The 12,111-nt window shown below is 35.9% G+C and carries 16 protein-coding genes; 5 read left to right on the top strand and 11 right to left on the bottom strand.

Annotated features, from left to right (window positions below; translation table 11 throughout):
* Positions 1-401: 401 nt before the first annotated feature.
* From FLUTA_RS15950 to FLUTA_RS15905, 10 genes are all read right to left on the bottom strand, one after another.
* On the bottom strand, positions 402-728 hold the full coding sequence (locus FLUTA_RS15950) for a hemerythrin domain-containing protein (RefSeq protein ID WP_245545451.1): 327 nt from the start codon (positions 726-728) through the stop codon (positions 402-404).
* 124 nt (positions 729-852) lie between these two features.
* Entirely contained in the window at positions 853-1,581 is a 729-nt protein-coding gene (gene ric / locus FLUTA_RS15945; protein WP_013687931.1) for an iron-sulfur cluster repair di-iron protein, read from the bottom strand.
* Complete coding sequence (locus FLUTA_RS15940; RefSeq protein WP_013687930.1) at positions 1,578-2,501, bottom strand: tryptophan 2,3-dioxygenase family protein; 924 nt, start codon at positions 2,499-2,501, stop codon at positions 1,578-1,580. Before FLUTA_RS15940 ends, ric begins: the two co-directional genes overlap by 4 nt.
* The gene (locus tag FLUTA_RS15935; RefSeq protein WP_013687929.1) at positions 2,483-2,950 is read right to left on the bottom strand and encodes a hypothetical protein; all 468 of its coding nucleotides are present in this window, start codon (positions 2,948-2,950) and stop codon (positions 2,483-2,485) included. Before FLUTA_RS15935 ends, FLUTA_RS15940 begins: the two co-directional genes overlap by 19 nt.
* Entirely contained in the window at positions 2,947-3,342 is a 396-nt protein-coding gene (locus FLUTA_RS15930) for a group III truncated hemoglobin (RefSeq protein WP_013687928.1), read from the bottom strand. Before FLUTA_RS15930 ends, FLUTA_RS15935 begins: the two co-directional genes overlap by 4 nt.
* A gap of 4 nt (positions 3,343-3,346) precedes the next feature.
* Positions 3,347-3,751 carry a hypothetical protein gene (locus tag FLUTA_RS15925; protein WP_013687927.1) on the bottom strand — a complete coding sequence of 135 codons (405 nt, stop codon included), beginning with the start codon at positions 3,749-3,751 and terminating at the stop codon, positions 3,347-3,349.
* 4 nt (positions 3,752-3,755) lie between these two features.
* Positions 3,756-4,016 (bottom strand): hypothetical protein, encoded by a 261-nt coding sequence (locus FLUTA_RS15920; protein WP_013687926.1) that lies wholly within the window; start codon positions 4,014-4,016, stop codon positions 3,756-3,758.
* 4 nt (positions 4,017-4,020) lie between these two features.
* On the bottom strand, positions 4,021-5,028 hold the full coding sequence (locus FLUTA_RS15915; protein WP_013687925.1) for a cytochrome c: 1,008 nt from the start codon (positions 5,026-5,028) through the stop codon (positions 4,021-4,023).
* Positions 5,029-5,038: 10 nt separating this feature from the next.
* Complete coding sequence (locus tag FLUTA_RS15910) at positions 5,039-6,790, bottom strand: cbb3-type cytochrome c oxidase subunit I (protein WP_013687924.1); 1,752 nt, start codon at positions 6,788-6,790, stop codon at positions 5,039-5,041.
* A gap of 47 nt (positions 6,791-6,837) precedes the next feature.
* Positions 6,838-7,272: an RrF2 family transcriptional regulator gene (locus FLUTA_RS15905; protein ID WP_013687923.1), complete on the bottom strand. Its 435-nt coding sequence runs from the start codon at positions 7,270-7,272 to the stop codon at positions 6,838-6,840.
* Positions 7,273-7,647: 375 nt separating this feature from the next.
* On the opposite strand from FLUTA_RS15905, the gene FLUTA_RS15900 reads away from it, so the two are divergent.
* Positions 7,648-8,247, top strand: coding sequence for a Crp/Fnr family transcriptional regulator (locus FLUTA_RS15900; protein ID WP_013687922.1), 600 nt, complete (start codon positions 7,648-7,650; stop codon positions 8,245-8,247).
* A 114-nt stretch (positions 8,248-8,361) separates the two neighbouring features.
* Complete coding sequence (locus FLUTA_RS15895; RefSeq protein ID WP_013687921.1) at positions 8,362-8,937, top strand: Crp/Fnr family transcriptional regulator; 576 nt, start codon at positions 8,362-8,364, stop codon at positions 8,935-8,937.
* A gap of 204 nt (positions 8,938-9,141) precedes the next feature.
* Here the strand turns inward: FLUTA_RS15895 and FLUTA_RS15890 are convergent, their stop codons facing one another.
* Complete coding sequence (locus tag FLUTA_RS15890; protein WP_013687920.1) at positions 9,142-9,540, bottom strand: hypothetical protein; 399 nt, start codon at positions 9,538-9,540, stop codon at positions 9,142-9,144.
* A 448-nt stretch (positions 9,541-9,988) separates the two neighbouring features.
* Here FLUTA_RS15890 and FLUTA_RS15885 point away from each other — a divergent pair, with 448 nt between their 5' ends.
* The 3 genes from FLUTA_RS15885 to FLUTA_RS15875 are packed head-to-tail and all read left to right on the top strand — an operon-like array spanning position 9,989 to position 12,082.
* Entirely contained in the window at positions 9,989-10,264 is a 276-nt protein-coding gene (locus tag FLUTA_RS15885; RefSeq protein ID WP_148235450.1) for a hypothetical protein, read from the top strand.
* A 32-nt stretch (positions 10,265-10,296) separates the two neighbouring features.
* The gene (locus FLUTA_RS20960) at positions 10,297-11,058 is read left to right on the top strand and encodes an MbnP family protein (RefSeq protein WP_013687918.1); all 762 of its coding nucleotides are present in this window, start codon (positions 10,297-10,299) and stop codon (positions 11,056-11,058) included.
* Positions 11,051-12,082, top strand: coding sequence for a cytochrome-c peroxidase (locus tag FLUTA_RS15875; protein ID WP_013687917.1), 1,032 nt, complete (start codon positions 11,051-11,053; stop codon positions 12,080-12,082). The genes FLUTA_RS20960 and FLUTA_RS15875 overlap by 8 nt, the downstream gene beginning before the upstream one ends.
* Positions 12,083-12,111 lie beyond the last annotated feature (29 nt).

Genomic DNA, 12,111 nt, shown 5'->3' with positions numbered 1-12,111 from the left:
CAATGAGATTGGAGGTTCAACGTTTGGGGTTTTTAAGTTAGCTATCGTTTAGCATTCATCTATCGAAAATAAACACTTTGGCATTTTTTTTCAAATAAAGCTATGAACTTTTGATCATAAAGAAAATTCGTTGGCAAAGAGATTACTTTTAAATTCTTCATTCGAAAAACGTCAGAATGAATTGGAAATTCCTCTGGTTTCATAGTGGTCTTATAGTGAACAAAATAAAGTGCTTCAATTTCGTTTAGTAAATGACTATTCTTCAGTACACCTTTTGTCACATATGCTAATTCCAACTCTTTCAAACTTCTTAACTGGGCAATTGTTTTTATTCATGTATTTACATCCTTAAAATCACCACCGTCATTATCTGCTACCGTAAATTTTTATAGTGTCTCCTGTCATTCCCAAAAAGGATCTGTGAGATTATCGACAAATTTGCTATCAGAATGAAACAGTTGTATTTGTTCCAATTGTTCTTTGGTTGCTGCTTTTTGAATTTCATTGAACAGCACCCGTTCTTCAAAACGAATATGCTTTTCCAGTTCTTCTTCAATCAAATTAATGGATTTATGAATGTCATTTCCATTTTCAAAAAGTCGTTTCAATCTTCTGTGTTCAGCAAGGGTTTGCTTAACAAGTTCATTTTGGCTGCCGAGAATGGGTAAAAGTAATTTTTCTTCTATTTCAAAATGTTGTCTCAAATGATTGTTCCAAAACCAATCCATATACCTTTTTATCCTTTCCGCTGCAATGTTTCGTTTGATACCTTTTCTGATTTTCCAACAAAGCAGTAAGCCGTGATGATGGTCACGACTTAATGGTTTTAGTGGATCTTTCCTTTTAATGGGTTCATACATTTGTTAATTGTTTTTCAAGTTCAATAGCTTTAGGAAACAGCATGTTATTCTCCAAATGAATATGCAGGTGCAGGTCCTGTTCGAATTCCTTTAACAACGCGAAAGTTACCCTATAGGTGTTGCAGGCATCTTGTGGCGGAGTGTAATTATTGCTTAGTGTTTCAATTTTTCTGAATCTTTCTCCTTCTGTGGTATGTTCATTCATCATCATTTGAATAGGGTTTTCCACAGCACCAAAGTGAGGTGCATCCGGTACTTTGTTTTCTTGTTTTGCTTTTGCCATTTTTCTTACAAAAGGGAATAAAACAAGCTCTTCTTTCTTCATGTGAAGTGCCAATTCACCAGCTGCCGTAGTAAAATGCTCATTGATTTCAAACAATTCCGGATGACGTTCTCCGTGAACTCGACATATCTTATCGAGATAAGGTTTTATTTCCTGTGTTTTTTCTTCCACGTAGCGATGATGCTTTTTCTCTATATAATCAACCAATAAATCAATTGGCCAGGATTTATAGTCGGTTGTTCCCTCTGAGGGTACTTGATTAATGGAGTTTAGATCTGTTACAACCAATTTGGAATCTAAATTTTTAGCAACGCACGCGTCTTCAATGGTTCGGTTTCCCTGACAGCAAAAGTCAATACCATATTTTTTAAAAACTGCTGCTGCCCGGTAGTCTTGTGCTACCAATTCTCCTATGATATTGTTTTCTTGAATAGTCATAATGATTTGTCGTTAAATTTTGTTCCCCAATTGGTTATTTCTTCGTTACTCCAGAGTGTTGGGAAAAATCTTCGCTGTTGAAACTTAGGATGTAAGTACTTTTTCCATTCGCTTCCACCTGTAGCCGCTTTTCCTTCGCCTTTCAAATCGAGATAGTGTTGAGCAGTTTCCAAATGAACTAACGGCCAGGCAACATTATACAAATAGTCAAACTCCTTCAGTTTCGCTTTTAATGCTTCGGAGCAATTCATTATTTTCAAAACCTTATCTTCTATTGTATTACCCTTCGTTTTGTTTGCTAAAGCAATTAACCGGTCTAAATATTTTTCTTCAAATTGGCGGAGAGTCAGCGATTTTTTGCCTGTTTTTCTATTTAATCCTGCATCTTTCCAATATATGTGCTCAAAATATTCGTCGGTAGAAGGGGTGCTTGAAACTCTTTTTCGACCTTCTGCGTTTATTAGATTTTCAAGGCGAGTACAATAAATCTCTATCAATCGAAATGTTGCCGACTGAAACCCGCTAGCAGGTGTTAAGGTGCTGCGAAACGTATTGTAATCATCATAGTTCATTCCGTATTTCATTACATCAAATGAGCCAATGAGCATATTGGTGTATCTATTCAGACGATTTAATTTTTCTATCCATACGCTTTCTTCAAAAGGTTCGTATACTAGTTGTTTAATTTCGTGAACCATCATTTTCAGAAATAATTCTGTTACCTGATGATACATAATGAAGATTTCTTCATCTTTAAAATTAGTTCTCGGTTTTTGTAAGGAGAGGAGCGTATCTACTTCTATATAATCCCAATAATTTATGGGTTTGGCGTGTAGCAATCCTTTCAAGTAAGTTTCGGAGTTTTCTCCTAATTCCTGATATTTTTCATCAATATCATTGATTAATTTGTCTTTATCCATATTGCTGTGTTTTTAAAAAGTGCTAACCCAAAAGTGGAAAGGCATATTGTTTTAATGAACTCCATACCAACATAGTAGAAATGCAAGTTGGAAGATCGTGGGGTTTGCCCTTGAATGTACAATCTTGCTCTCGCATCCAGTGCGGGTAAGAGCCAAAAAGTTTGAATAAGTAACAGGGCAAAAGGAATAATAATAAATAGATTCTGCCATTTCCAAAGCTCGGTGGAGCCTGACCAAATTATATTGGTGATGATAACTAAGGCAAAAATCCATTCTACTTTGTTAAGTGCGTTAAAGACCAATCGTCCAATACCTAAACCCAATGGCAATGTAATTCCGGGTGCGCGAAATTTAAGCCAGGCTTCCATAAAGCTAATGGCGCAAACAAATCCAATCCAAAGAAAGGTTGCGATGACAGCTACAGCTATGGGCATTTTCACAATAATCATATCAATGGTGTTGCAGAGTTATTTCTGTAGTATTCAATTTTGGAATGGAACATTTCTGCCATCCTCTGTCCTTGCCACTTGGCTCTTGTAGCTTTTTCGCCTTCAAACAGGGAATCTACTGTTTCATTGAAAATGTGTAACCATTGTTCAAAATGGGTAGCATCTACAGGAAGTTTGGCATGAGGAAGAAAGGGACTACCGAAATAAGTATGTTCGTTCAACAAAACAGTTTGCCAAAAACGATACATCTTTTCCAGGTGTGCTGTCCAACGGTCTTCAATTTTATTGTTGAAAATATCTTTTAACTTTTCGTCTTTGCGAATTTTTCCATAGAAAGTATCCACCATTAATTTGATGTCCTCGATATTTTTTATATCGTTTTTTAGTGCCATTCCATTATAAACTAAAATTTGTAATCAAATAAAAGGCTGCCCATCCCAAGAAAGCAATTAGCAATATCCACAACCAATTAGGTACGCTTTGCGGTGTTTCACTTCCTTCAATAATAAATTTCTTCTGATTGCCTTTATCGTAAGCGTTTATCATTAATGGAACCGTGCCATCAACAACGCTGTTTTCGCTGATTCCTTCGATTGAAATAGCGGGCCCATTGCGAACAATAAATTTAATCTTGCGAATTCCTTCTCGACCTGTTGGTGATTTGCTGACGATTTTCAAAGTGTGCTCACCATCGGTTAATTTTCTTGTATCTAGTTCAAATTGCACGGGTGCAACTAATTCTGCAATTGGGTCTAAACCATCATCTACAAAGAGTATTATTTTACTTTTATCTTCTTGCATATCATTAATTACTTAAGATTGATTGTTTAATGTGTTGGGTATTCTTCTCTCCGGGTTTAATCAAATATTTTACTGAATAAATAAGGGTTAAAACCGCGATGACTGTAATGACGGCTATTATTACCCAATCCCAATTACTTTGTGGACCTGCACCATGGGTTAAACCTTGTGTGATTTTTGGTTGCTGTTTTTCGCATACTGGACAGGCCATAATGGTTTGTGAGAGCAATACAATTAAGAGTGTTAAAAATGACGTTACTTTCATTGCTCTATTTTTTAGTTGTTATTTTTATAAAATCCATTATTTTTTTCACTTCTTCAGTTGTTACCTTTTTTGCATTGTTTCCCCAACTTGTTCTTTCGTGATTGATAATGGCTGTTACTTCTTCAGGTGTTAGGTTATTATCTGTCCCAATGGCGTTCATTGTGGCATATTCTGGTCTTGGGTCGTATCCCAACATTATAATATTCACGTACAACTCAAGATTATCACCTAACACAATGGGACTTCCTTTTAATGGAGGAAACGCGCCTTTTAATCCTTCACCGTTGGCTTGATGACAACTCATACAATTGTTAGTGTACAATAATTTACCATCAGGGAGGTTTAACGTGCTTCCTTTTTTACCTGTCGGCGCTTCCTTTTTCTTGTACAAAAATTCCATTGGGGCCTTTCCATTAGGCAATGGTGTTTGTTTAAGACTTTGAATGTATGCCACTAAGTTGAGTGCTTCCTGGCTCGCAATTATTTTTCCATTGATCCCTTTTCTGTATGCATCAGGTACAACTACTTCCACTTCATTCTTACCTACTTTATTTTTAATCTGGAACAGCCATGGATAGGCAGGCATTATGGATTTTCCTACCACTGCTCTTGGTTGATAGAGGTGCAATAAATTCCATGCCATACTTGGTTGTCGTGCCCCGATATTGGTCAAATCGGGGCCTGTTCTTTCAGTTCCCATTAATGTGGCGGTGTTTCGCCAAAAATCCGTTCTTGTAATGCCAGCATAATCAGCAGCAATACCGGGTCTGTTACCCCATATTTTATCCATGTCCACATTTCGAACTTGTTGGGTATGGCAGGCGACACAACCGTTGGCAATAAAACTTTTTTTGCCCAAGTAGGCTTGTTCACTTAGTGGTTCGTAATTGGGTAGTGGAGCATTATTCTTCTGATTATTGATTGCAGGACGAATTGCTACAATTAACGTCAACCCAACAAAGAGACCTAATGCCGTTCTGAATAATTTTTTATGATTATCGAAAAATTCCATTTCGTATATATTAATTAGTTTGTGCTTGTGTATCCAATTCTTGTTTCGCCTTTAAAATATCGATTGGTGATGTCGGTACTGTTATTTTATCTTTTCGTTTCACCATCACATAGAAGTTATAGGCAAACAAAATATGGGAAAGCCACATTAATGAACCACCAATAGCACGCCATAGCCAATAAGGAGCCATCAGTTCGACACTTTCAATAAATGATTTTGTACCTTCCATCCACATCAACCCCCTTAGCGTTGAGCCATACATTAATGGAAATGTGTAAAACAGTAAGCCAATTAATGCCAACCAAAAATGAGCTCCAACGGTTATTTGTGGCGGTTCTTTACCAGTAAGTCTTGGGACTATGGTGTAAATAAATCCCCACAACATAAAACAGATAATACCATACATTGTTAAGTGTGAATGTGCCACGGTAAAATCTGTAAAATGCCAAACAAGATTGGTGAAGCGAAAGGCTTCGGCTGTTCCTTGTAATGAACCTGTGAAATAAAATATGATCCCAATCAAATAGAACGGAAGCGTGTAACTACCAGAGAGTTTATGCCACGACCCCTTAAAAGTCATCAAGAAATTTGTTGTTCCTGCAACAACCGGTATTATCATTCCTGCACTCCCTACAATTGCTACTGTTTGCAACCACCAGGGAATGGCGCTGAAAATAAAGTGATGCGTCCCAATTAAAGTATAGAAAAGAATTTGAGCCCAAAACGCCAAAATACCCAAGCTATAAGAATATATAGGCTTGTTTAATTGCTGTGGTAAAAAATAATACATCAATCCAAGATTGAAAAGCATAAACCACATTCCCACACCTTGGTGCATATAATAGCCTTGCACAACGGTTTCACCCAGACCAGTTTGCCAGCTTGGCCAATAGGCAACAACTGCTATTACCAGCAAAAACATCATTGCTGAAATAATGTACCAGTTAGAGACATAAATTTCTTTGGTTGTTCTTTTGGCAATGGTTTTGAAAAAGTTTCTTAAAGAAATGAAGACTCCAATACCAAACAAGGCCATTACGGGCCAAATATATTCTCTGTATTCGCCACCTCCATTGTTTATGCCAGCCATTAAAAACAAACTTCCCAATACCACGGAAACATTAATTAGTATAAGAGAACGATATCCTGTTCTTATACTTGCTATTGGCACATTACTCACTCTTGGTATTACATAGTAAGCCAAGCCCATCATTGCCAGGGATGCCCATCCCCAAAAAACAGCATTAGTATGCACGGGACGTAATCTTCCAAAACTCAACCAACTGTAATGATCAACATCAGGAGCAACAAATTTTATCCCTAAATATTCTCCTACGGTAGTTCCAAATAGCAACCAAAATGTTGCACAGCCTAAATACCATATAATGAGTTTGGAGAGTTCAGGTTCAATATAAGGACGTGGTTGACTTTTTTTCTTTTGTTCAATAAACCGAAGCGTTTCAACCGTACTAATATTATCAATTAAACCTTTATTATCAACAGGTTGAGTTTTCCCTGATAATTCATTATTTGACAAGGCAAATTCAAGTGCTCTTTTTCTTTGTTCTAGTTTTTCAACTTCTATGGGAGTTAAGTCCTTTACATAATTATTGAACCTCTCCTGTTCTTTTTTTTCGAGGTAATTTTTGATAATGGCCTTAGCCTTAACAATTGCCAAAATAGAAGCCACAATTATCGGTAGGGCAATGAGCAATAGGGTTATAATAATTCCCCATTCGTTAAATATATTTTTTGTTCCCATTTTTATTTATATTGGATAAAATTGTCCACTATTTGATTAAATTTTTTTTATCGTTTCAAAAAGGAAAATCCCTTTTCGTAGTCCACTGCCAACGACAGAACTGTTGTTGTTTCAAGCATCTTTTTAAGTTGATCTCTTATCATCTTAAATTGATTGTGTACGGGACAAGGCATTTTTTCATTACACTTTTTTAGTCCTAAACCACAACCATTGTAAATACTTTCACCATCAATAGCGAATACAATTGAACTGAGTTTAACTTTTTCAAGTTCCTTTTTACCCATTGAGAAGCCACCGGTAGGACCTTTATCTGAGTTAATAATGTTATTGCGTGATAATTTTTGTAAAATTTTGGAAGTATAGGATGCTGGCGAATCTATCGCTTCTGCAACGTCCTTTAAACTCACTTTTCTGTCTAAAAGCGATTGCTCAGCAATGAAGATTGATGCTCTAATGCCATATTCACAAGCTTTTGAAAACATTTCTTTACTTTTTACTGAGCAAATATAAGTATTAATTTAATAATGGATGAAAATGTCCACTAATATTTTAATGGGGAAATAATTCGCTCTTTTGAGGTTTCCTGTGGGCATTGTACGATTTGAAAACAAACCAAATTTGCCAATGTGGAATTAAAATAATGTAACTCGGTTTAGACTTCAAGCACAGTTCCGTGCTCAAAACTCACACTCATCCCTGAAAAGAAAAAAGCATAGCAGAAGGTTTGGCTAGAATGAGCTACATGAAAGGAGGGATTACATATTCTTACAAAACTTTGGTATTTTAGCATAGTATTGCTTCGATCTCCTTTCTTGCTTGATTAAGCTCTATCGCAATGTTTTCAAAGAAACTTTAGTATGAGAGAACTTCTAAAACTGAATATAACCAAGCACATTGACCTTTCAGAATCTGAAACAGAAGCATTTTGTAATTTGTTCCAACCAAAGCGAATAGAGAAAAAACAGTTTTTGTTGAGAGAAGGGGAAGTTTGCAAGTTTGAAGGTTTTGTTGTGAAAGGGCTTTTTCGGGTATATCACATCGACAATAAAGGTTTTGAACAAATACTCTATTTTGCACTAGAAAATTGGTGGATTACCGATATTGATAGTTTCACCAATGAAAAACCATCACAGCTTTTCATCGAAGCGTTGGAAGATAGTGAAGTGCTTTTGATTTCAAAAAGAGAAAAGGAATTTGCTTATACTCAGCTTCCAAAAATAGAGAAATTGTTCAGGGTAATGACCCAAAAAACACATGTTGCTCTTCAAAGAAGAATGATTGATAATTTGAGTAAAACCGCTGATCAGCGTTATATTGATTTTATTGAAAAATACCCTCAACTTTTCCAAAGATTAACCAATCTTCAAATAGCCGCCTATTTGGGTATCAGCCACGAATTTTTGAGCAAAATAAGAAGGAAAATTGCTAACAAAAAGGAAGACGAGCTAGATTATTGAGCAGCTTAAATATTCTCTAGAATTTAGTTAAGCCGATGAGTGATTCAATTCATGAACATGGCACAACATTCTTTATACCTTTATATCGGGTTTTATTTAAATCAATAGGAAATTATGCACAAAAATCTTTTTACTTATATCAACCAACATACAACTTCAATACTTACTAAAGAAGAGGAAACATTGATTGAAAATGCATTTCAGCCAAAAAAAATGCGAAAAAAGCAATACTTTTTGCAAGAGGGTGAAGTGTGTAAATACGTTGGTTTTATTGTTAAAGGTGCTATGAGACAATACAGTGTAGATGAAAAAGGTATTGAGCATATTGTGCATCTTTACATTGAAAACTATTGGGCGGGTGACCGTGAGAGTTCAATTATGCTTACACCCTCGATATACAATATTGATGCTTGGGAAGATACAGAAATGCTAACGATTACCCGTGCAGAAATGCTCAGCTTAATGGAGAAAATTCCTTCATTAGTAAGAATGATTCAAAAAATGGACGAAAGAAATGCAATTGCTTCACAGCGAAGATTAAGTTCAACGATTAGCAATACAGCAGAAAAACGCTACGAAGAATTTGCAGAGCATCACCCTCAATTTTTGCAACGATTTCCACAACATATAATAGCCTCCTATTTAGGAATTACAAAAGAAACTTTAAGTAGGATCAGGAAGAAAACCTAAAATAATTGTCAATATACACCCCATTGTTTTTTCTAAAGCGTTGATAAATATCAACGCTTTTTTTTATCATTTCTCATCGTTGCAAGAAATGCTGCTATTGCAATTTTGCAGTGTTAAATCAATGAAGAAATAACCGTAAAAATTTAAAAAATGGACAATACAAATTCAAAAAACACTGCAGCTACTCAACTTCTTCGTAACAGCTTAGATACCTTTCTTGCAAAAGACATGAAAGGTTGGACATGAATCAAGTTGATGGGCCGCATTAACATGCAATGGAACATAATTAGAATATGCCAAGCTTTGATCTTGCATCACTACATGATCCCATCCACCATTCATTATTTTACTTACTCCATTATAATAAGAAGGAAAATTTATTAGATTGGCTAAAAACGCGCCACCAGGAGTTTCACTTTCATAGTTTAAGGTATCTCCCACTGAAGCAGCAGCATCAGCAATCATTTGAGGTAAATTATTTGCTGAAGTATAACTATTCCCAAGGAATAATACATTTTTTGAATTGCTTGTTTGCGCAACTGTTGATACAGAAACAACTAAAAAACAGAAACCGATTTGTGTAAAGTATAGGTTGAATTTCATATAGGTTTCAATCATTTATAATGGATACTCACTAAAAGTATGTAAGCCCTTTGTTAAAGGTTTAAAAGTATTTCATTTCTAGTAATTTACCAAACATTAAAAATTTAGATGAAACTTAGCAATTGACACATTTTAAAATGTCCCCCCAAAGTGTGAGCATTTTATCAGAGTGACCCTGAGCGGGGAAACTTCTAACTTTTTGATGGAGGATTTGGAGCGAGTATTGCAACTTGAAAGGTTGGAATTTATTGAGTGATGGAATTGAAAACAACTTGTGTTACCAAAGAGCTTAAAAAATAATTACTTTCGCGCTGTGAAAAGAATAGCGCTTTTTTTGATTATTTGTACATTTTTGATGCAGGCGTCAATTAAGACTATCGTTTTTATTGATTGGAAAATCAATCAAGCTAGGATTACAGAGTTATACTGTGTCAATAAAAATAATCCAATGATGCATTGTAATGGTAAATGTTATTTATCCGTTCAGTTAAAGAAAATCGAGTCTGATTACGAACAGTCAAAAGCCCCCTTTAATCCTAAGAATCTTAAAGCAACAGAGTTAGTACTTTTCGTCGAAAACTTTATTTCCAATCCATTAGAAATCCAGCGTTTCAAGAAGCAAACGACTAAAGGTGGAATCTATAAAGAGTCAACAAATCAATTGTATTTAAGTTCGTGTTTTCACCCACCCAATCGTTTTTCTAATTCCACATTAACCACTTAACCAAGTCGATTAATTTTTATTAGAAAAACAATATGAAAAACATTATCACTTTGGGTGTTTCTGCCCTTGTATTATCTATTGCAGTAAGTTGTAAAAAAGAAAAAATTGAACCAACACCAGTTGAAGGAACCGACAATGTTGTTCTTAAAATAGAACACAATTGGCAAGATAGTCTTGAATTTGAGTTGAACACTGATTTAGTAAATCCTCTAACTGGCGATACCTTGAATTTTGCAAACTTCAAATATTACGTTTCAAATATACGTTTGAAGAAAGCAGACGGTAGTTGGTGGACTCAGCCTAACAGCTATTTTCTACTTGATTTAGTAAACGGGACAACTCCTTCCATTCAATTGACTGGTGTTCCTTACGGTGAATACACAGATGTTGAATACGTTTTGGGAGTAGACAGTACCAGAAATGTATCGGGAGCACAGGATGGCGCTCTATCAACAGATTTAGGGATGTTCTGGACATGGAATTCAGGATATATTATGGTAAAGGCTGAAGGAACATCACCAAATTCGGGAATGGGTTCGTTTGCGTTTCATTTAGGTGGATTTTCAGGAGCGAACAACATTGTGACAAAGAAAACGCACAACTTTGTTGGAAATAACCTCTCTGTAACTGGAAATGGGCACTGCCAAATTCATTTAACGGCCTCACCTCAAACCTTATGGCAAACAATCGGTAGTGTGAGTAATCTTTCAATGATTCACATGCCAGGTGCAGACGCAAAAACAATGGCTGACGATTTCTATAACTCTTTCGAGTTTGAGTATATCCATGAATAGTTCATTGGTATTTAAGCTGCTGATTGCATTGTCAATCGGCAGCTTAATCGTTTCGTGTAAAAAAGCAAAGGTTGAGCCGTATAAGCCTTGGGGATTTAATTCTCCAAGTTACTTTCCTACCCCTACTTACACGTTCGAAAACAACAAACAAACGTATCAGAAATTTGTTTTGGGAAGAGCCTTATTTTACGAAACGATGCTGTCTTCCGATCAAACAATTTCATGTGCTACATGTCATGCGAACACACATGGTTTTGCTGGACACAATACAGCTTTAAGTGCGGGAGTAAGCGGATTACTCGGAACACGGAATTCACCCTCAATAGCCAACTTAGCATGGTCAACTTCTTTTATGTGGGATGGTGGCATCAATCACATTGAAATTATGCCTGTCGCTCCTCTAACAAATCCTGTTGAAATGAATGAAACTTTTTCAAGTATCATTTCGAAATTACAGACTTCTGATAAATACAAAAAGTTGTTTATGGATGCTTATGGAAATGAAGATATAACAGAACAAAAGATTTTGAAAGCACTTACACAGTTTATGATGATGATTATCTCGGATAATTCAAAGTATGATCGAGTAAGAAGAGGTGAAGATAGTTTTACAGCCTACGAACAAGAAGGGTACGAACTTTTTCAGCAAAAATGCAGTCAGTGTCATACTGAACCTCTGTTTACAGATCATTCGTTCAGAAACAATGGACTAGAGATCAATGCATTCAATGATGAAGGCCGATTTCTGATTACTCAGAATGAAGAAGACAAAGGCAAGTTCAAAGTCCCTAGTTTAAGAAATGTAGTTATGACCTATCCGTATATGCACGATGGTCGGTTTTATACCCTAAGTGCCGTACTCGATCATTATAGCAGTGGAGTTCACCAATCGGCAACACTAGACCCTTCTCTGCAAAGCGGAATTGCTTTAACGGGTGCAGAAAAAAGTAGAATCATCGATTTTTTGAAAACGTTGAATGACTATGAATTGACTAGTAGCAGTTGGTTAGCTGAGCCGAAATAATATGTTCGTTTAAAAAAAGTTACTTGCTC

Source organism: Fluviicola taffensis DSM 16823, assembly GCF_000194605.1.
Lineage (GTDB): Bacteria > Bacteroidota > Bacteroidia > Flavobacteriales_D > Crocinitomicaceae > Fluviicola > Fluviicola taffensis.
This window is presented reverse-complemented; position numbering and strand designations above follow the sequence as displayed.